Origin of the sequence: Paenirhizobium daejeonense (assembly GCF_014280875.1) — a bacterium.
GTDB lineage: Bacteria > Pseudomonadota > Alphaproteobacteria > Rhizobiales > Rhizobiaceae > Allorhizobium > Allorhizobium daejeonense.
Genome location: NZ_JACLAL010000008.1, coordinates 60,737 through 81,261, shown reverse-complemented (window position 1 = coordinate 81,261; position 20,525 = coordinate 60,737). Strand labels below are relative to the sequence as shown.

Annotated in this window: 19 protein-coding genes; 12 read left to right on the top strand and 7 right to left on the bottom strand. The window is 60.7% G+C overall.

The window, feature by feature from the left end; translation table 11 throughout:
* Window positions 1-54 precede the first annotated feature (54 nt).
* The 5 genes from rnd to H4I99_RS19005 are packed head-to-tail and all read left to right on the top strand — an operon-like array spanning window position 55 to window position 4,029.
* Entirely contained in the window at window positions 55-1,200 is a 1,146-nt protein-coding gene (rnd, locus tag H4I99_RS19025; RefSeq protein WP_163904722.1) for a ribonuclease D, read from the top strand.
* Between the two features lie 4 nt (window positions 1,201-1,204).
* Window positions 1,205-1,699: a GNAT family N-acetyltransferase gene (locus tag H4I99_RS19020; protein ID WP_163904720.1), complete on the top strand. Its 495-nt coding sequence runs from the start codon at window positions 1,205-1,207 to the stop codon at window positions 1,697-1,699.
* Window positions 1,700-1,709: 10 nt separating this feature from the next.
* Window positions 1,710-2,702 (top strand): small ribosomal subunit Rsm22 family protein, encoded by a 993-nt coding sequence (locus H4I99_RS19015; RefSeq protein WP_163904718.1) that lies wholly within the window; start codon window positions 1,710-1,712, stop codon window positions 2,700-2,702.
* Window positions 2,680-3,696, top strand: coding sequence for a DUF2891 domain-containing protein (locus H4I99_RS19010; protein ID WP_163906243.1), 1,017 nt, complete (start codon window positions 2,680-2,682; stop codon window positions 3,694-3,696). Before H4I99_RS19015 ends, H4I99_RS19010 begins: the two co-directional genes overlap by 23 nt.
* Window positions 3,697-4,029 carry a hypothetical protein gene (locus tag H4I99_RS19005; RefSeq protein WP_163904716.1) on the top strand — a complete coding sequence of 111 codons (333 nt, stop codon included), beginning with the start codon at window positions 3,697-3,699 and terminating at the stop codon, window positions 4,027-4,029.
* On the opposite strand, the gene H4I99_RS19000 is transcribed toward H4I99_RS19005, so the two are convergent.
* Window positions 4,001-4,408 (bottom strand): PTH2-like family protein, encoded by a 408-nt coding sequence (locus H4I99_RS19000; protein ID WP_163904714.1) that lies wholly within the window; start codon window positions 4,406-4,408, stop codon window positions 4,001-4,003. The genes H4I99_RS19005 and H4I99_RS19000 overlap by 29 nt on opposite strands.
* On the opposite strand from H4I99_RS19000, the gene H4I99_RS18995 reads away from it, so the two are divergent.
* Entirely contained in the window at window positions 4,407-5,288 is an 882-nt protein-coding gene (locus H4I99_RS18995; protein WP_163904712.1) for an AraC family transcriptional regulator, read from the top strand. The genes H4I99_RS19000 and H4I99_RS18995 overlap by 2 nt on opposite strands.
* Window positions 5,289-5,383: 95 nt before the next feature.
* Complete coding sequence (locus H4I99_RS18990) at window positions 5,384-6,739, top strand: esterase-like activity of phytase family protein (protein ID WP_163904710.1); 1,356 nt, start codon at window positions 5,384-5,386, stop codon at window positions 6,737-6,739.
* Window positions 6,740-6,913: 174 nt separating this feature from the next.
* Here the strand turns inward: H4I99_RS18990 and ppx are convergent, their stop codons facing one another.
* From ppx to H4I99_RS18970, 4 genes are all read right to left on the bottom strand, one after another.
* Window positions 6,914-8,434, bottom strand: a complete 1,521-nt coding sequence (gene ppx, locus H4I99_RS18985) for an exopolyphosphatase (protein ID WP_163904708.1) — start codon at window positions 8,432-8,434, stop codon at window positions 6,914-6,916.
* An 11-nt stretch (window positions 8,435-8,445) separates the two neighbouring features.
* Entirely contained in the window at window positions 8,446-10,638 is a 2,193-nt protein-coding gene (locus H4I99_RS18980) for an RNA degradosome polyphosphate kinase (protein WP_163904706.1), read from the bottom strand.
* A gap of 64 nt (window positions 10,639-10,702) precedes the next feature.
* Window positions 10,703-11,416: a DnaA regulatory inactivator HdaA gene (gene hdaA / locus H4I99_RS18975; RefSeq protein ID WP_163904704.1), complete on the bottom strand. Its 714-nt coding sequence runs from the start codon at window positions 11,414-11,416 to the stop codon at window positions 10,703-10,705.
* Window positions 11,417-12,541: an AI-2E family transporter gene (locus tag H4I99_RS18970; RefSeq protein ID WP_163904702.1), complete on the bottom strand. Its 1,125-nt coding sequence runs from the start codon at window positions 12,539-12,541 to the stop codon at window positions 11,417-11,419.
* Window positions 12,542-12,793: 252 nt separating this feature from the next.
* Here H4I99_RS18970 and purM point away from each other — a divergent pair, with 252 nt between their 5' ends.
* The 5 genes from purM (at window position 12,794) to H4I99_RS18945 (ending at window position 17,712) form a co-directional block, all read left to right on the top strand.
* On the top strand, window positions 12,794-13,867 hold the full coding sequence (gene purM, locus H4I99_RS18965; RefSeq protein WP_163904700.1) for a phosphoribosylformylglycinamidine cyclo-ligase: 1,074 nt from the start codon (window positions 12,794-12,796) through the stop codon (window positions 13,865-13,867).
* Complete coding sequence (gene purN, locus H4I99_RS18960) at window positions 13,864-14,523, top strand: phosphoribosylglycinamide formyltransferase (protein ID WP_163904698.1); 660 nt, start codon at window positions 13,864-13,866, stop codon at window positions 14,521-14,523. Before purM ends, purN begins: the two co-directional genes overlap by 4 nt.
* Before the next feature lie 85 nt (window positions 14,524-14,608).
* A complete protein-coding gene (locus H4I99_RS18955; RefSeq protein ID WP_163904696.1) occupies window positions 14,609-15,559 on the top strand; it encodes an ABC transporter ATP-binding protein in 951 nt (316 codons plus the stop codon).
* An 87-nt stretch (window positions 15,560-15,646) separates the two neighbouring features.
* Window positions 15,647-16,588 carry an omptin family outer membrane protease gene (locus H4I99_RS18950; protein ID WP_163904694.1) on the top strand — a complete coding sequence of 314 codons (942 nt, stop codon included), beginning with the start codon at window positions 15,647-15,649 and terminating at the stop codon, window positions 16,586-16,588.
* 179 nt (window positions 16,589-16,767) lie between these two features.
* The gene (locus tag H4I99_RS18945; RefSeq protein WP_163904692.1) at window positions 16,768-17,712 is read left to right on the top strand and encodes an omptin family outer membrane protease; all 945 of its coding nucleotides are present in this window, start codon (window positions 16,768-16,770) and stop codon (window positions 17,710-17,712) included.
* Window positions 17,713-17,808: 96 nt separating this feature from the next.
* On the opposite strand, the gene H4I99_RS18940 is transcribed toward H4I99_RS18945, so the two are convergent.
* Entirely contained in the window at window positions 17,809-18,405 is a 597-nt protein-coding gene (locus H4I99_RS18940) for an NUDIX domain-containing protein (RefSeq protein ID WP_163904690.1), read from the bottom strand.
* Window positions 18,402-20,516, bottom strand: a complete 2,115-nt coding sequence (locus tag H4I99_RS18935; RefSeq protein ID WP_244625183.1) for a molybdopterin-containing oxidoreductase family protein — start codon at window positions 20,514-20,516, stop codon at window positions 18,402-18,404. Before H4I99_RS18935 ends, H4I99_RS18940 begins: the two co-directional genes overlap by 4 nt.
* Between the last annotated feature and the right edge of the window lie 9 nt (window positions 20,517-20,525).

Genomic DNA, 20,525 nt, shown 5'->3' with positions numbered 1-20,525 from the left:
CACGGTCGAAAGGAGAACTAAGGTTAACAACCTTTTTTACATGACCGAGCCGAAATGATTGAAACTACCACCGCATTAGAGGAAGCGTGCCTCAAGCTCGCCCAATCGGATTTCATTACTATCGATACCGAATTTCTCCGGGAAACAACGTTTTGGCCGGAACTCTGCCTGATCCAGATGGCCAGCCCCGATCTCGAGGTGATCGTCGATCCGCTGGCCAAGGGTCTCGACCTTGCTCCCTTCTTCACTCTGATGGCCGATGATTCGGTGGTGAAGGTGTTTCATGCCGCCCGGCAGGACATCGAAATCATCTTCCACCTCGGCAACCTTATCCCTCATCCTATCTTCGACACCCAGGTGGCGGCGATGGTCTGCGGCTTCGGCGATAGCGTCTCCTACGACCAGTTGGTGCAGAAGGTGAAGAACGTCCATATCGACAAGACTTCGCGCTTCACCGACTGGAGCCGTCGCCCGCTTTCCGAAAAGCAACTCGATTATGCACTGGCTGACGTCACCCATCTGCGTGACGTCTACCTCAAGCTCAAGTCGGATCTGGAGCGCGACGGTCGTGCAGAATGGCTGACGGAAGAGATGGCCATCCTCGAATCGCGCGAAACCTACGACCTGCACCCCGACGATGCATGGCAACGGTTGAAGATGCGGCTGCGCAAGCCGCAGGAACTCGCCGTCATGCAATATGTCGCCGCATGGCGTGAGCGTGAAGCACGCAGCCGCAACGTGCCGCGCTCCCGCGTGCTGAAGGACGACGCGATCTACGAAATCGCCCAGCAGCAGCCGAAGGACACCGAAGCGCTCGGCCGCCTGCGTACCATCCCGAAGGGTTGGGAGCGTTCCTCCTCGGGTGCAGCCATCATCGAACAGGTCAACGCTGCGCTCGCACTTCCGAAGTCCGACATGCCGCACGTCCATCGCCACAATCATGCGCCGGAAGGTGCTCAGGCTGCCGTCGAACTCCTCAAGGTGCTGCTGCGCCTGACTTCGGAAAAGCATGGCGTCGCATCCAAGGTGATCGCCAACAGCGACGATCTGGAAAAGATCGCGGCCGAAGGCGAGAAGGCTGACGTTCCGGCCCTGCAGGGCTGGCGTCGGGAACTGTTTGGCGATCTGGCGCTGAAGCTGATTTCCGGCGGTGTCGGCCTGCGCTTCGTCGACAAGCGCGTTGAAGCAGTGGAATTCTGAGCAGATGCCGGTTCTGCGGCTACGGCGCGCATCTCCGGATGATATCGGCTTCATCATGGAAACCGAACGTCTTCCGGGCTATGACTACTTCATAGGCCGTTACAGCGCAGAAGAGCACAAGGCATACCTGACGAGTGAAGCCTTCGCCTATCTGATCGGCGAAAACACGAACGGAATGCCGGTCGGCTTCGCGATTCTCACGGACCTCGACAACCGGGACGGCAATGTCTGCATCAAAAGGATTGCGGTGGCTGTTCCGGATCAAGGCTACGGCTCGCAGCTTTTGAGCAGTGCAATGGATTTCGTGTTTCGCGAAACAGAAACCTTCCGTCTTTGGCTCACCGTGGTTCGCGGGAATGATCGGGCGCTTTCCGTCTACCGGAAAAACGACTTTGTCGAGGAAGGTGCCAAGCGGCAATCCGCATTGCTTCCTGATGGCAACCGCGCCGATATGGTCATGATGTCGATCCTGCGCCCCGAGTGGTCGGCGCGAAACTGAGGTCACCTTCGTGGAACTCCCCGCTCCGCTCAGAGCCGCCGTAGACCAGATGCTTGCCCGCGAACCGCTGGAGCGGCTGCAGCGCGCGAGCGAAAAACTCTCCGACCGCTATCGCCGCGAAGTGCGCGACGGCAAGTTCCACATCGATGGAGAGTTGGCCGCCAAGGCCTATCTCGCCACCCGCCTGCCAGCCACCTTCGCAGCCGTTCGTGCGGCGCTCTCCATGGTCGAGGAAGCATCGCCGTCCTTCGCGCCGGAAAGCCTGATCGATGTCGGTGCAGGCCCAGGCACCGCGCTCTGGGCTGCAGCTGATTGCTGGCCGGAACTCAGGCGGGCAAGCCTCGTCGAGGCGAGTGCCGCGATACGCTCGGTCGGCGATGCGCTGGCGAAAGCCGGGCAGGTGGACTGCCAATGGCTGGCGGGCGATCTCACCGGTTCCATTCCCCAGTTGCCGCCCGCCGATCTCGTGACCCTCGCCTACGTGCTGGACGAGATCGACGAGAATGCCATACCGGCGGCCGTTTCCCGGCTCTGGGCGCTGACCGGGCATACCCTCGTCATCGTGGAACCCGGAACACCGGCCGGCTGGCGACGCATCCTGACGGCGCGCGCCACGCTGCTGGAGGCTGGCGCCCATATCGTGGCGCCCTGCCCTCATGCCGCAGCCTGCCCCATCGAAGCGCCGGACTGGTGTCACTTCTCCCGTCGCGTCGCCCGCTCGCGCGTGCATCGCCTCGCCAAGCAGGGAGAGGTGCCGTGGGAGGACGAGAAATACATTTTCATCGCCGCTTCGCGGCATCCCGCAGGACCGCCGGAAGCGCGAGTTCTGGCTCCGCCGAGGGTTTCCGGTGGCGTTGGACGGTTGAAGCTCTGTCGCACCGACGGCAGCGCCTCGGAGATCACCGTCAGCCGTCGCGACGGCGCGATCTTCAAGGCGGCCCGTCGTGCGGATTGGGGCGATGCCTTCGATGCGAGGGGAGATGGCGATGTCGCAGACGCATGAACTCGACCTGCATACGGCTGAAAAGTTTGCGCGTATCGCGCTTTCCCATGTCGAGCTGGAATATCCTCACAAGCCGGGCTTCGTCTTCGGCAGCCGCGATGATGTGCGTTCGCCCCGCGAGACGCACCCGGTCTTCTTCGGCAGTTACGACTGGCATTCCTGCGTGCACGGCTACTGGATGCTTGCCCGCCTCCTCAACCGCTTCGCCGATCTTCCGGCCGCGCCTGAAATCCGCGAGCTTTTTGAACGACGCCTGACCTCCGACGCCATCGCCCGTGAAGTCGCACTGTTCGAGCGGCCCGAATCGCGGGGTTTCGAGCGTCCCTATGGCTGGGGCTGGCTGCTGAAGCTCGCGGCGGAACTGGAAGTCATGGAGGAGCGACGATTCGCGGATATCCTTCGGCCTCTTTCCCGGCTTGTCGCCGGTGGCTTCCAGGAATTCCTGCCGCTCGCCAGCTATCCCGTAAGAGTGGGAACGCATTTCAACACGGCCTTCGCGATCCGGCTGGCGGCGGACTACGGCACCGCGATAAACGACCAAACGTTGGTCGATCTTCTCCGCGCAACGGCTGTTCGCTGGTATGGCGAGGACCGGGATTGCCCGGCCTGGGGAGAACCGTCCGGCGACGACTTCCTATCGTCTGCCTTGACCGAGGCTGAATGCATGCGCCGTCTTCTGCCTATCGAGGCTTTCGCCGGATGGTTCAGCCGATTCCTGCCGAGGCTTGCAGAGAGGCGACCGGCGACGCTGTTTTCGCCCGCCAGCGTTTCTGACCGATCCGACGGCAAGATTGCCCATCTGGACGGACTGAACCTCAGTCGTGCATGGTGCTTTCGCTCACTCGCCGTCGCACTGGCTGTGAACGACCCACGCCATACTGTCCTGCAAGCGGCGGCCAATCGGCATCTTGCCGCATCTCTGCCCCATGTCGCGGGCGATTACATGGGTGAACACTGGCTCGCGAGCTTCGCGGTTTTGGCTCTGGAGGCCTGATTGTCAGGAATTCTGCCATCGAGAAAACTGATCGGGCTCGTGATTGCCACCGCAGTGCTTGCGCTGGCCACGGCCGACCTGAGGCGGCGCGGCTTCATGTCGCCGTCGCTCGCCTCGGCAATCGCTATCTCGCTGCTTCTGATCAATCTCGCTCTCTGCATCGCCGGCCTGATGACCCGGCAGAAGGTGGCCTGGGGGCTTTATCTGCTGGTGAGCCTCGCCACCTCGCTGGTGCTTGGGTTCGCGACGCCTGTGAACGCCGCGCTTACCCTGCTGCCTCTCGGCATAGGCGCCCTGCTGGACGTTATCCATGCATCCGGGCGCCCTTGGTGATCTTGTCGACGATCTTCTTGTCGGCGCGCAGTGCAAGACCCACCACCTTCGCATCATCAGGAGAGAACTCGGCGAAGACGGCGCGGTTTGCGGCGTCATGGCCGGTTGAAAACATTTCTTCGATGTAGAGGGAACTCGGCACCTCGCGCTCCAGCGAGCGCAGGTGGATCTTGCGCAGGGTCTCCTGATCGCCGGACAGGACGACAATCGGCTGGATACACAGCGCATTGTAGAGGTTGCCCGCGGCGTCCCTGTAGGGTTCGCCGATGATGCCCTCCTCCCTTGCGACTATGCCGCTGGTCAGAAAGGCGGTAACGTTGAGCTTCTGCCATGCGGCGAGATCCTCGCGCAGGACAACGACGAACTTGGTATCGAACATGCAACACTCCGGAAACGGTCTTCTTGATAGGCTTGCCGGGCTACCAGTCCCCGATGGCGAAGGTCTTGAACGTTCGTGCAGGCCGGCCGACGCGATCCGTTCCGGTATCGATACCCACGGCATCGAGCGCATCGAGGCACAGTTTTCCGGCAACGGCTTCGCGCCGCATCGGCACGATACCTATGCGCTCGGACTGACGATCAGCGGCGTGCAGGCCTTCTCCTATCGGGGAGAGACACGTTTCAGCCTGCCGGGAAACATCATCGTTCTTCACCCCGACGAGGTTCACGACGGCGCGGCAGGCACGGACGACGGCCTGCGCTACCGGATGATGTACATTCCCCCCGAACTGATCCGCGATGCCAGCGACGAGCCGTCGGCCACCCTGCCGTTCGTATCGACCCCGGTGCTGTCCGACAGCCGGCTTGCCCGTGCCCTCGCGGAAGCGCTTGCCGATCTCGATCACGCTCCGGATGGACTGGTCCTTTCCGATCTGCTGACCCGGATCGCGGACGGGCTGGGGCGTCATGCCGGCAGCCGGCAGACGGTATCGGCCAAGGCAGAACGGGCCGTCGCGCGCGCCTGCGCCTATCTCAGGGAAAACTGTGCCGAACAGGTTTCCTCCGAAGAGCTGGAAACGCTGACCGATCTCAACCGGTATTCGCTCGCCCGCCAGTTCCGGTTGGTGACGGGAACGAGCCCGCATCGTTATCTGACCATGCGGCGGTTGGAACGGGCCAAGGGCCTGATGAGCAGTGGCATGCCAATTGCCGAAGCCGCCTACGATGCAGGGTTTGCCGACCAGAGCCATTTCACCCGCCATTTCAAGAACTGCTACGGCATGACGCCCGGCCACTGGCTGACGCTGCTTCGCGCCTGAAGACAGTCACCGAAACTTCATCGAACGGAAATCGCTCTGACATGGGCGGTCCGTAAGCATGCCGCGTCTCTAACCGTCCTACGAATGGTGACGCCATGAAAAAACATCTCTTTGCTTCCGTATCCCTTTTCCTTCTTGCCGCACCGGCCTTTGCCGACGAGGTCGCCTTCCCGGCCAAGCTCGTTTCCCACGCAATCCTTCCGGCCAATACGATCATCGCCGCACCGGCCGATGCCCCCGCCCATCTGAAGACCTCGGCCAAGTTCACCACCGCGGACCGCAAGCGCGCGGAAGGCCTCGGCACCGTTCCGGGTAAGGACGGCGTTCGCCCGACCGGCCTTTCCATGCCTTTCGACGGTCAGGCCGTGCAGGGTTTCTCCGGCATCAAGACCATGGAAGACGGTACCTTCTGGAGCCTCTCCGACAACGGCTTCGGCTCGAAGATCAATTCCAGCGACTCCATGCTGATGCTGCATCACATCAAGTTCGACTGGGATGCCGGCAAGGTCGAGCGTCTTGAAACCGTGTTCCTGTCCGACCCCGACAAGAAGGCACCCTTCCCGATGGTCATGGAAGGCGCCGAGCAGCGTTACCTCACCGGCGCCGACTTCGACGTCGAATCGATCCAGCCCGTCGCCGACGGCTTCTGGATCGGTGAAGAATTCGGTCCCTACATCCTGAAATTCACCAGGGATGGCAAGCTGACCGATGTCATCGCCACCAAGGCCGGCGAGACTGAGGTGAAATCGCCCGATAACGCAACCCTCGTCGTTCCGGCCAATCCGACCGCCAAGATGCCGGCCTTCAACCTGAAGCGCTCCGGCGGCTATGAAGGGCTTGCCATGTCGAAGGACGGCTCCAAGCTTTATGGCCTGCTCGAAGGCCCGCTCTACCTCGAAGACGGTTCGATCGAGAAGGCCGACGGACTGACGGCGCTGCGCATCATCGAACTCGACGTCGCCTCCAAGGCCTGGACCGGCCGTTCGTGGCTCTATCCGTTGTCTGAAGGCGGCGAAGCCATCGGCGACTTTAACATGATCGACGGCACCACCGCCCTCATCATCGAGCGCGACAACGGCGCCGGCACGGCGGACAAGGCTTGCGCCGATCCGAAGAAGCCCGAGCCGACCTGCTTTGCCGTTCCGGCCAAGCACAAGCGCATCTACAAGATCGAGATGACCGATGAGAACGCCGGCAAAGCCGTTCGCAAGATCGGCTACATCGATCTCATGAAGATCTCCGATCCGGACAACAAGAAGCGTCAGGGCGGCGGCGAAGGCTTCTACGACATGCCTTTCGTCACCATCGAGAACGTCGACGTGGTCGATCCGACCCACATCGTCGTCGGCAACGACAATAACCTGCCCTTCTCGGCCGGCCGCGCAATCGACAAGGCCGACGACAACGAGTTCGTCCTGCTCGAAGTCGGCGAATTCCTCTCTGCGAAGTAAGAGCGGTCAACTCACGAAAAGAGCCCGACGGCATTTCCGCCGTCGGGCTCTTGATTCGTTCCAGATCCATCGGATCAGTCAGGCTTCAGCGAGAAGCATGCCTTCGTTGGTAGCTTTCAACAGACGCTGGCAAAATGCGAATCAAGGAGCGCCCCTCCCCACTGCGGTTTTGGATTACTCGAAGACGAAAGCCAGTCGCTTGCCGGTCAGCTTGGCAAGCTGCTGGAGGCGTCCATCGAGGCGTTCGCCAGCAAAGTCGCTATAGGCGTGCGGCACGACGAATTCGAGGTCAAGATCGGGCCGTTCCGACCGGCGGAAGGCCAGATCGTTCACGATGCCGGGCATCGAAGCCGAGAAGAGATAGACCACCCGTAGCATGCCGCCGAGAAGCTTGGCGCGATCGAGCAGGCGTTCAGTCGCAATCGTCGCCAGCGGACCGGTGCGACCGTCGTCATAGAGGCCTTCGAAGCGATAGTAGTTGGTCAGCGCAATGAAGGCACGACCTGGATGAGTGATCCCGACGAAGGACGAGTGGGCAATGATGTTGAGCGCCTGCAACCCGCGATAGTCGGGATGCGCACGCCAGCTGAGATCCGCCAGCAGGCAGGCTGCCCGACGATATCGCGTATCCTCTTCAGTTTCGATGATATCGAAAAAGGGCATCATCCGGCCCGTCCATTCGGCAAGCTCACGCGCATGCTCGGGCGAGCGGGCGCGCAGGATGGCGAGTTCATCGGCTGCAGTCAGCAGCGGATCCAGCGACTGATCCTCTTCGGGCAAAAGCGAAAAAAGATAGCCTTCGCGCACGCCCTGGGCGGAGAAGGAAACACGTGCGGGCTTCATCGCCTCAAGCACTTCCTGCATGGCGATGGCACCGAAGGGAAGCAGCGAACGACGGTTCTTGGAAATCGAAGCCCATGCGGGATCGCGCGAATTTGCGCCGGAGACCACCTCCTCGAGGAAAGAGACGATCTCGCCATATGGCAGTTCGTAGCCCTGCATCATGTGAAGGGGATACTTGCGTAGTTCCATATGCAGCTTGGCGATGTTTCGCCAGGTGCCGCCGACCGCATAGAAGGTGCGGCCGGCACCCTTTTCGAGAAGCTTGGCGCCCTTGATCTGCTTGCGCGCAAAAGCCCTCGCCTTGGATAGCGAACCGCCCACGGTTTCCGAGAGGCGCAGGCCGCCGAGCGGCAGCGTGATGCCCTTGCCGAGTTCGCGGCCCTTGATGTCGATCAGTTCAAGAGAACCGCCGCCGAGGTCGCCGGCGATGCCATCCGGATCGTGGAAGCCGCTGACGATGCCGAGGGCGGAATAAAGCGCCTCTTCCTCGCCGGTCAGCACGATCACCTTGTGATCCAGAATTTCTTCGGCCCTGCGGATGAACTCCGGGCCGTTTGCCGCCTCGCGAGCCGCAGCCGTCGCCAGCACATACATCGCCGTGGCGCGGGCCTGGCGCGACAGCGCACCGAATCTGCGCAGCGCCGCAAGCGCACGCGCCACTCCTTCGTCGTCCATGCGACCGCTGGACGCCAGCCCCTTGCCGAGACCGCAAAGCACCTTTTCGTTGAAAAGCACCGCTGGAGCCCTGGAGAGGCCCTCGTAAACGACGAGACGGATCGAATTCGAACCAATATCGACAACGGAAACAGGGGCAATGCCGGGCAAGCGCCCCTGCGCTTCAGATCTTGTCATGAAGTACCAGTTTAGCGTTTCCGACCGGATATGATACCGGCAATCAGTTTCGGCGCGCTCGATTTCAATGACTCCCCACGTCCAGAAAGGCTCGGATTGGTCATGAAATAGTGCTGCGCGTTGAAAGGTTCCTCGCCGTGGCGTACTTCCATGCGCCTTGACGTCCCGTCGGCCAATATCTCGTAGCTCTGCTGGTTGTCAATCAGATTGCCCAGCATAATCTGTGATAGAACCTGTTCATGCACGGTAGGGTTGGTGAGCGGCACCAGTGTCTCGACACGCCGGTCCAGATTGCGCGGCATCATGTCGGCCGAGCCGATATAGACCAGCGCCTTCTCCGAAGGCAGGCCGTAACCGTTGCCGAAGCAGAAGATGCGGCTGTGCTCGAGGAAGCGGCCGACGATCGACTTGACGCGGATATTGTCTGACAGGCCCGGCACCTGTGGACGCAGGCAGCAGATGCCGCGAACGACCAGATCGACATCGACGCCCGCGCGGCTGGCGCGATAGAGAGCGTCGATGATTTCCGGATCGACCAGCGAGTTCATCTTCATCCATATCGCTGCCGGCGCACCATTGCGGGCATGGACTATCTCTTCCTCGATGTGCCGCAGGATGCGCGGGCGCAGCGTGTAGGGAGACACGGCCAGCTTCATGCTCTCTTCCGGCTCGCCATAACCGGTGATGAAGTTGAAGATGTTTGCCATGTCGTGGGCGATCTTCGGATTGCAGGTGAAGAAGGACAGGTCGGTATAGATCTTCGCCGTCACCGGGTGATAGTTGCCGGTGCCGAGATGGCAGTAGGTGCGGAGCTTGCCGTCCTCGCGACGCACTACCATGGACATCTTGGCGTGGGTCTTGAGTTCGATGAAGCCGAAGACCACCTGGACGCCAGCGCGCTCGAGGTCGCGCGCCCAGCGGATGTTGGCTTCTTCGTCGAAACGGGCCTTGAGTTCGACCAGCGCCGTCACCGACTTTCCGGCCTCGGCGGCGTCGATCAGGGCACGAACGATCGGGCTGTCGTTCGACGTGCGATAAAGCGTCTGCTTGATCGCCAGAACATCCGGATCGCGGGCGGCCTGCAGCAGGAACTGCACGACGACGTCGAAGCTTTCATAGGGGTGATGAACCACCATGTCCTTCTCACGGATGGCGGCAAGGCAATCGCCGGCATGCTCGCGCACACGCTCCGGGAAACGGGCGTTGTACGGCTCGAACCGCAGATCGTCACGCGGGGCCTTGGTGATCTCGGAAAGCGTATTAAGCGCCAGCAAACCCGGCAGAACCGCCACGCGATTATCGGGAACGGCCAGTTCATGCACCACGAACTGGCGTAGCGAAACTGGCATTTCGGAATCGACCTCGATGCGGATGACCGATCCGCGGCGGCGACGCTTGAGAGCTGTCTCGAAGAAGCGCACGAGATCCTCGGCTTCTTCCTCGACTTCGATATCGCTGTCACGAATGATGCGAAACGTGCCGAAGCCGGTCACTTCATAACCCGGATAGAGACGGTGAATGAACATGCCGACGACATCTTCGAGTGTGATGTAGCGAATTGTCGTCTTCTCATCGGGAAGACGGATGAAACGGTCAAGCGTCGGCGGCAGGCGAAGGAGCGCCGTCATCGGCTCGCGATTGCGCTTGCTCTCCAGCTGCAGCCCCATAGAGAAGCCGAGATTGGGAATGAAGGGGAATGGATGCGCCGGGTCGATCGACAGCGGCGTCAGCACCGGAAAGATCGATTCCTCGAAAGAGGTTTCGAGCCAGCTGCGATCCTCGACGGACAGCGCAGCCGGGCGCACGAACAGGATGTCTTCCTTGGCGAGATACTGCTGCAGGACGGCGAGCGACGCCTGCTGCTCCATCTGCAGGTTGTCGATTTCCTTCAGGATCTCATCGAGCTGCTCAGCCGGTGTCTTGCCGTCCGGGCTCTTGATGGTGATGCCCTGGCGAACCTGACCTTCGAGACCGGCAACGCGTACCATGAAGAATTCATCGAGGTTAGTCGAGGAAATCGACAGAAACCTGACACGCTCCAGCAGCGGATGCGCGGTATTCAGGGTCTCTTCCAGCACGCGGCGATTGAACTGAAGCCAGGAAAACTCGCGGTTGATGAACCGCTCGGAACTCGACAGGAGTTCGTCCGTGGCCGTCACCCCGGCGTCTGATACATCGGCCGCGTCGCTTACCACAGAATCCATCTCTTCCATCCCTTTATCGGTTTCCCGCGCCAATTATAACAGTTTGACGACAGTCCTGTGACAGTCACTCCAATCCGCTGGTCGCGTAGAGTTCGTTCAGAACCTCCCCGGCCAGTGTGCGCGTGATCCGCGTTCGACGCGCCAGTGCCAGCCGGTCGATCCTCTCCACGATATCCTGTGCCGCGGAGAAGGATCGCTCCATGCGCTGCACGATATAGCCTACAATCTTGTCATCGACATAAAGCTGCCGGTCGGCGAACAATTTCATCATGACCTGCGAAAGCAGCGCCTCGTCGGGACTGCCGATCTCCACCATGGTCGCGGCCTTCAGGCGCGAACGCAGATCCGGCAGCGCAACATTCCACGACGGTGGCCAGGTGCGCGACGTCATCAGCAGGCTGGTGCCGTGTTCACGCACGGTATTGATGAGATGGAAAAGCTCGACCTCGTCGAAGCCCTCCCTGTCCGCATCCTCGAACACCACCGGTCCGGTTTCCGCCTGACGGGAGGCATCGGCGCCGGCCAGCGGATGAACATCCGCTGCGCCGCTCTGCTGCCGGAATATATCAACCAGATGCGACTTTCCCGACCCCTGCGGCCCCATCAGGACCACCACCGGAGACGACCATTGCGGCCAGGAATCGATGATTGCGACGGCCGCCTCCAGGCGATCCGATACCAGCAGGTCGTCGCGTCCCGTCGCCTTTCCGTGATCGAAAGAGAGCGGAAGCTGTTCGGCGATGCTGCGCCGTGAAGCGACCTTCTTGATTTCACTCATTTACTTCTCTGAAACATCCTTCACGGGCGGCTCGCCGTCGGCAGCCGTCGGCCCGTAATACAAATCACTCTCAAGATATCTTGCCAGCGCAAAACGGACAAGCACGCCGATGGCGGCTGCCGCCGGCACCGCGACAAGAACGCCGACGAAACCGAACAGGGCGCCGAAAGCAAACAGCGCAAACATCAGCCAGACGGGATGCAGGCCGACGCTCTGACCGACAAGCTTGGGCTGCAGAATATTGCCTTCGATGAACTGCCCGGAGAAGAAGAACACCGCCACGATGATGAGGTGGACATAATCCGGCCAGAATTGCACCAGCGCGACGCCAACTGCGAGAAGCAGGCCGACCGTGGAACCGACATAGGGAATAAAGCTGATCATGCCGGTGAAGAAGCCGATCAGAAGGCCGAAGTTAAGCCCGATCAGCGACAGCCCGACCGCATAATAGATGCCGAGAATCAGACAGAGTGACCCCTGCCCGCGCACGAATCCGGCAATGGTCCTGTCCAGTTCGGTGGCAATCTCGCGGACGGTGGCAACGTTGTTGCGCGGGATCCAGCTGTCGACCTTGGCGATCATTCTGTCCCAGTCGAGGAGCAAATAGAAGGCGACGACCGGGGTCACGACCAGAAGGGAGGCGACATCCACCAGCGCCTTGCCGGAATTCCAGATCTGGCCGAACAGAGTGCCGATGAAGCCGACGCCCTCCGACAGATATTTGGAGAAATTGTCCTTTATCGTGTCCATCTGGGAATTCAGCCATTGCGGCAGCCAGGCGGCGTTCGACGTGGCAATGAAGTTCTGCAGTTCCGTCACATAACCTGGAATGTGCTGGATGAACTGGTTGAGCTGGCTCGCCAGGATTGGAATGATGATCATCAGCGAAAGGACGAAGACAATGACGAAAGCGGTCAGGATGACCACGGTCGCCATTATGCGGCTGAGGCCAAGGCGCTCAAGCCGGTCGGCGACGGGATCGAGGAAATAGGCCAGCGCCATGCCCGCGATGAACGGCAGAAGGATCGACCGGAATGTCATCAGGAAGAAGACGAAGACAATGAGGGCTACGAGCCAGAACAGCAGTTGGCGCCGCAGACCCGTTCCGCTGATATGATGCACCATGAAGCGTTCCTCTCGTCGCGCGTGCTGCGGTCTCGTGCGAATATGCGACAAGCCTGCAACAAGGAATTAGGGTATGCGCAAAGCGCGGGTCAAGATGGCTCGCGGACAGAACAGGCCGTCGCGACAAACCTCTCTATATAAGTCTCTTGCGAAAACTGCCGGAAAACATCGTGAATCCAGCCTCGCGACTTGCATGTCGAGCCTCTTCATGCAATTGCCAGCCCCATAATCGATACCCATCGGAGACACGGGATGAGCCAGTCTGGAAAGAACGGTCTGACCTATAGCGACGCCGGCGTTGACATCGATGCCGGAAACCTGCTGGTCGAGAAGATCAAGCCGGCGGTACGCTCCACGCGGCGTCCCGGCGCCGACGGCGAGATCGGCGGCTTCGGCGGCCTGTTCGACCTCAAGGCTGCAGGCTTCAAGGACCCGATCCTCGTTGCCGCCAATGACGGTGTCGGCACCAAGCTGAAAATCGCCATCGACGCGGGCATCCACGACACCGTCGGCATCGACCTCGTCGCCATGTGCGTCAACGATCTCGTGGTGCAGGGCGCAGAGCCGCTGCTTTTCCTCGACTATTTCGCGACCGGCAAGCTGGACCCCGAACAGGGCGCGGCCATTGTTGGCGGTATCGCCGCCGGCTGCCGCGAGGCCGGCTGCGCACTGATAGGGGGGGAGACCGCAGAAATGCCCGGCATGTATGCAGGCGGCGACTATGACCTGGCCGGCTTTGCAGTTGGTGCGGCCGAGCGCGGTAAGCTCCTGCCGGCGGGCGATATCGCGGAAGGCGACGTCATTCTCGGCCTCTCCTCTTCCGGCGTTCACTCCAACGGCTTCTCGCTGGTGCGCAAGATCGTCACCCTGTCGGGTCTCTCCTGGGATGACAAAGCGCCCTTCGATGGCGACAAGACGCTCGGTGCGGCCCTGTTGGAACCCACCCGCATCTATGTGAAACCGCTCCTCAAGGCGATCCGCGAGACGGGTGCGCTCAAGGCGCTGGCACACATTACTGGCGGCGGCTTCCCCGAGAACATTCCGCGCGTCCTGCCGAAACATCTTGCCGCAGAAATCGACCTTGGCGCCATCAAGCCGCCGGCCGTCTTCTCCTGGCTCGCCAAGACCGGCGGCGTCGCCCAGAACGAGATGCTGCGCACCTTCAACTGCGGTATCGGCATGATCGTCGTTGTCGCGGGAGCAGATGCCGAGCGCGTCTCGGCTGTGCTCGCGGCCGAAGGCGAGACCGTCATTCCGCTCGGCCGGATGATCGCCCGTGCCGAGGGCGAACCCGGCACACGCTACCAGGGTGTCCTCGCCCTATGACAATGCCGCGCAAACGCGTCGTCGTCTTCATTTCGGGCGGCGGCTCCAACATGCTGGCGCTCGCAGCCGCCTGTGAGGTGCAGGACTTCCCGGCCGAAATTGTCGCCGTCATCTCAGACAAATCGTCGGCGGGCGGACTGGTGAAAGCAGCCGAGCGCGGCATCGCCACCTTCGCCTTCGAACGCCGCGATTACGCCAGCAAGGCCGAACACGAAGCGGCGATCCTCGCCACGCTCGAAACCCTGTCGCCGGATATCATTTGCCTTGCGGGCTATATGCGACTGCTGTCGGGCGAGTTCATCCAGCGTCTCGAAGGCCGGATCATCAATATCCACCCTTCCTTGCTGCCGCTCTTCCCGGGCCTGCATACCCATCAGCGGGCCATCGATGCGGGCATGCGGATCGCCGGCTGCACAGTGCACTTCGTCACCGAGGGCATGGACGAAGGCCCGATCCTCGCGCAGGCGGCCGTTCCCGTCGTTACCGGCGATACGGCCGACAGCCTTGCGGCGCGTGTGCTGACCGTCGAACACAAGCTCTATCCGCTCGCGTTGAAGCTTATGGCAGAAGGCAAGGTCCGGATGGAGGACGGCCATGCCGTTCGGGAACGACAGGGCACGGCTCATCCCGACGACAAGCTGATCGGTGCGTTCTGATACCTGCGGCAAGCGAGCAGCTTGAAATGCCTGAAATCCGCGAGCAACATTGCTCACTCATAGATTGAGAACGCAGGGAATCGCGGTGCCGACATCACTTTATCGCTTCGTCTGGCGGGTCAGCGGCCTGCATCAGGCCGCAATCGCCATCCTCTCCATTCTCCTCTTCCTGCTTGGCACCATCCCGCTCGAAATCCAGCGTCGCATCGTCAATGATGCGACCGACATGAAGCCATTCAGTGCCATCATCACGCTGGTGAGCCTTTATCTTCTTTGCGTTCTAGCCGAAGGATCCGTGAAACTCGCACTGAACATCTACCGCAACTGGATCGGCGAGCGATCGGTCCGCTGGCTGCGCCGGGTCGTTTTCGTATCCGATACGGTCCACCCTGATACCGTGGACCTCACCAAGGAAGGAGCAGAACTTTCGATCGTGATTGCCGAGGCAGAACCGATCGGCGGATTTGTAGGCGGCGCGATTTCAGAGCCCTTGTTGCAGGCCGGTATTCTCCTGTCGGTCACGGGCTACCTTATCTACCTCCAACCGTTGATGGCGCTCGTGGTCGTGCTGGTATTCTGTCCGCAGATCGGCTTTGTGCCGCTGATGCAAGGAGCCATCAACCGAAGGGTAGGCGCGAAGATCAACGTCACCCGTCAGATGAGCGCCGGTATCGTCGAGCGCGGCGCGGCGCTCGATGCTGATGGCGTGCAGAACAAGCGGATAGAACAGATTTTTGCGCTCAACATGGGCGTATACAAGATCAAGTTCACCATGAACTTTTTCATGAACCTCCTTACCCAACTCGGCTATGCCGGAATTCTTGCTCTCGGTGGCTATTTCGTCGTCACCGGCCAGACCGAAGTCGGCACCATCGCGGCCTTCATTGCCGGCCTCGGCAAGATCAACGACCCCTGGGGCGACCTCATCGACTGGTATCGTGCCGTGAAGGTAACGCAGGTCAAATACGAGATGGTTCGTAACGTTCCATCCATTGTCGATCTCTCAGAGCAAGATGCCAACGCCATCGCATTTTGAGATAGCGGACGGCGGTAACACAGCATAATAGCCAATCATTAACCATTCCGAGGCAGGCTCCCCTTAAACAACAAGGGGTTGCGGGGCATGACGATTCGCCTTTTCCATTTACCGTTGATTGCGTCAGCCGTCTTGGTGTCGATGCTGCCCGCCCGCGCCCAGGACAATTTCTACTCTTCCTCTAATGGCTCGGTGAGCGCCTTTGCGGGTATCGGCTTCACAAATCTCCAAGCTGGGGAATATGTCTACGACGGAGGTCACAAGCTCAGCCAGCTTGACTGGAAGAGCAAGAACGTCCCTACCGCCAAGCTGGGCGCAACACTTGAACTCGGCTACAACTGGCGCCTGAAGGGCAAGCTCGACTTCGGCATGAGGGGCGACGGCCACATGGTGGACCGGGACTGGATGGACTATTCCATCGATGACTGGACGGATCGGTCCGTCCATCCCGACACGAAGCTCGACCACTATCTGAACGGCATGATCGAAGCAGACAGAACCATTTACCAGACAGAGAGCACGAGGCTCGCTCTTGGCGGCGGCCTTGGCTATTCGGATGTGCAATGGAGTGGGTACGGCGGCAGCTATGTCTATTCCAACTATTCCCTGCATGACACCGTCGGCACCTTCGCGGACGGAGAGAAGGGCATTACCTATCGGCAGAAGATTCCCGTTGCCTTCGTCTCGGCCAATGCTGAGCAAAGCATCGGCGCTCTGACACTTTCAGGCGGTCTCCAGGGCGGGGCGACCTTCGGCATAAGCGATATCGACGACCACTGGATGCGCGACCTGCGTTTTACCGATGACATGAAACCCGCGCCGATGATCGGGGCCAATGTCTCACTCGACTATCAGCTCCTGCCATCCGCCTCGATCTACGTGGCCGGGGACTACCAGAAAATCTATCACGCCAAGGGTGACACGAAGGTAGAGAGCACAATTGTTCCGGCATCCGCCAAGTTCGACGACGCGGCCGGTGCCGACTTCCAGGCATGGTCAGTGTCCTTCGGTGTGAAGGGGCGTTTCTGAAAGCTGATACTGCTGCGTGCCAATGATTGCGCGATTTCCGCCAGCAGAAGCCAGTCAAAACTAATTGACTCACTTTTGGCCTGGGTCATTCCCATAAATGGCCGGTTCTCCCCATTGAAGAAGAGGAGCAAAACCGTAGTGTCCGACCTCATTGGATAAGTACTACTGAGGGTAAACGCATGTCTTTTCTTCGCCCGCAAACCGCCTTTCTGGCGGGCCTTTTATTTTGTGTTCCCGCCCTTGCGACGGCAGCGGACAATATATTCACGTCTCCTGACCAGAGCTTCACCATTTACGGAGGCATCGGCTTCGCCAACATCAAGGCCGGGGAATATGTCTATGACGGCTCCCACAAGCTCAGCCAGCTCGACTGGGAGAGCAAGGGCGTCACGCTCTACACGTTCGGCGCGATGGCTGACCTCGACAAGAACTGGAGCATGAAGGCGAACGTCAACATCGGGGCCAACGGCAACGGTCACATGGTCGACTACGACTGGCTCGTCTATTCCATCGACGACTGGACGCACCGCTCCACCCATCCAGACACGAAGCTAGACCATTACTTCAATGGCTCGATCGAAGTGGACCGCGACGTCTACTCCAACGACGCCACGACGCTCGATCTCGGCCTGGGCTTCAGCTATTCGGATGTGAAGTGGAGCGCCTTTGGCGGCTCCTACATCTACAGCACGTCCGCTCTGCATGACACCGTAGGAAGCTTTGCCGACGGCGAGAGGGCCATCAGTTATCGCCAGAAGATCCCTGTCGCCTTCCTTGCGGCGAATGCGGAACATAAGATCGGCGCCTTTACTCTCTCCGGCGGCCTGAAAGGCGGCCTCAGCTTTGGCATCGAGGATATCGACGACCACTGGATGCGTGACCTGCGCTTCTACGATTCCATGGGCGCAGCCCCTATGCTCGGGGCTAATGTCGCGGTGAACTACGAATTCACCCAGAACGCCGCATTCTATGTCGCTGGGAATTTCGAGAAGGTCTTCCGAACCAAGGGAGACGTCCGCATGGTCGACACCACGGGCGCAAGTGACGACGAGCATTTCTCCAACGGCGCCGGCGCCGATTTCCAGGCGGTATCGATATCCTTCGGCCTCAAGGGCAAATTCTGATCCCCCGCCCCCCCGGACGGCCAGCCACGCCGTCCGTCTGGCCGCGAACGTACCTTTGCGCGTTCGCGGCCTTTTTACACAACCGCACAGAACACTTCAGTCGGCCAGATGTTCGCGGTTCAATGCCGCCCACTGCAGCAGCATGATCGTCTTCGCGTCGAGGATTTCTCCGCTTTCAATCATGGCAAGAGCGGTTGCCAAAGTAAGTTCAACAAGCTCGATATCCTCGTGCTCCTCGTCCAACCCACCGCCATCGGCCACCCTGTCGGCCTCTCCGATCTGCGCATAGAAAAAATGGATCTTTTCCGTCACCGCGCCGGGCGACATATAGGCGGAAAACAATCGCCTCGGCCGCCTGAGGCCGAAGCCGGTTTCCTCGTGCGCCTCGCGGATCACCGTTTTCTCGGGATCCTCCCCCCGCTCCATGGAACCTGCCGGGACTTCCAGTAGAAACGGTGCTTCGCCCTGCAAATGCACGGGAATCCTGAACTGCCGCACAAGAACCACGACGTCCCGTCGGGGATCGTAGATCAGCACGGCAACGGCTTCACCGCGATCAAAGACCTCCCATTCAAGCTGTGTCGTATGGCCATCGCGCCCATAGTCGAAAACGACGCGACGCAGGGTGCTCCATCCCTTCCACACGACCTCATCACTGACGATGTCGATATTGGTTCGGTCGAAACGGCTCATTCGCCGTCCTTCAGGAGCCAGACCTTATTGTCGTGGAAGGCTGCGCCGCCATGGGGAGCCACGCAATCGGCGCCGGTCAGCACGTTGATGCCTTCTCCGTCGATATGGGCCTTGTTGGGCCAAAGCCCCTCGGCGACCAGCACGCCCGGCTTCACCGCATCGGTGACCCGCGCATGGATCCGGATCTCGCCACGGCCGTTGCCGATGCGCACCACATCACCGGCGGCGATGGAAAGTCGCTCGGCATCCCCGGTGTTGACCATGACTTCCGGTCTGCCCTCTTTCTCGACCGAAGTCTTTGTTTCGGCAAAGGTCGAATTCAGGAAGTTGCGGGCGGGAGAAGTCGCGAGACGGAAGGGATGTTCGGCGTCGGCGACCTCGATCAGATCGACATGATCCGGAAGTGCCGGCAATGCTGCAACGGGGCCGAGATTGCCGACATTTTCCGGCGGCTTGTTGGGAGACTTGCCCGTCGCCCAATCCGGGCGGAAGCGAAACTTGCCATCGGGATGTCCGAAACCATCGAGGAAATGGGCCTCGCGGAAGTCCGGCTGGCAGTCGATCCAGCGGCCGGCCTTCAGTTCCTCATATCCGGCTTGACCGCTTGCCTTCAGAAGCCGGTCGATATGCTCTTCTTCCGAGAGACAGAAACCCGGATAGTTCGAGACGCCAAGACGCTTCGCCAGTTCCTCGATCACGAAGAGGTTGGTGCGCACCGTTTCCGGCGGCTCCACAAGCTTCGGTCCCAAAAGGACATGGCTCTGGCCACCGGCGCGATAGATATCGTCATGCTCCACGAACATGGTGGCCGGCAGCACGATATCGGCGACTTCGGCGGTTTCCGTCATGAACTGCTCATGGACGGCGACAAAGAGGTCGTCACGCAGAAAGCCCTGCTTCACCAACCGCTGTTCGGGCGCGACATTCATCGGATTGGTGTTCTGGATCAGCAGCGCCGTCACCGGTCCGCCATGGCGCAAGGCCTCGGCGTCACCGGTCAGCACGCGGCCGATCTGCGACTGGTCGAGCATGCGGATCGACGGGTCCATATAGCCGGTGCCCATAAGTTCCGATTTGTTCAGCCGGAAAATATCGCCGTTGTTGTGGAAGGCGCCGGCGCCTTCGTATTGCCAGAGACCGAGGACGGTCGCGACCGACAGGGCCGCATGCATGGCGGCGGAACCGTTGCGCTGGCGGGCAAAGCCATAGCCGAGGCGGAAGAAGGTCTTCTTCGTCGTGCCGACCAGTCTTGCCAGCGTTTCGATCTCTTCCACCGAGAGGCCGGTGATCGCCGCCGCCCATTCCGGCGTACGGCTCGCGAGATGCGCCTCGAGACCGGCCGGGTCATCGGCATATTTCGCCATGTATTCGCGGTCGGCATAGCCATCGCGGAAGGCGACGTGCATCAGCGCGCAGGCAAGTGCCGCATCCGTGCCCGGACGGACGATCAGGCCGAGATCGGCCTGTTTCATCGTCGGGTTGTCGTAGATGTCGATCACGACGATCTTCGCGCCGCGTTCCTTGCGGGCGCGGGTCGCGTGGGTCATGACGTTGACCTGCGTGGCCACCGCATTCGTGCCCCAGATGACGACGCAATCCGATTTCGCCATCTCGCGCGGATCGGGTCCGCGCAGCGCACCGGTTCCCATGACATAGCCGGTCCAGGCCATGTTTGTGCAGATCGTACCCATGAAGCCGGAATAGCGCTTGGCGTGACGCAGCCGCTCGATCGAGTCGCGCTGCACCTGGCCCATGGTGCCGGCATAAAAATACGGCCAGATCGCCTCGGAGCCATGCGCCACCTCCGCCTTGACGAAGGCGTCGGCGATCTCGTCGAGAGCGGCCTCCCAGGAAACCTCCTGCCAGTCGCCGGCACCCCTTGCTCCCTTACGCCGCTTCGGCGTCATGAGCCTGTCAGGATGATAGAGGCGCTCGGCATAACGGGCGACCTTGGCGCAGATGACGCCGGCCGTATAGGTGTTGTCAGGTGCGCCGCGCACACGGCCGATGCGGCCGTCCGGCTCGACGTCGACGTTGAGCGCGCAGGCGGAGGGACAATCGTGCGGACAGACCGTGTGACCGGTCTTACGAATAGGGCTCGCGATGTTCATGTCTTTTGT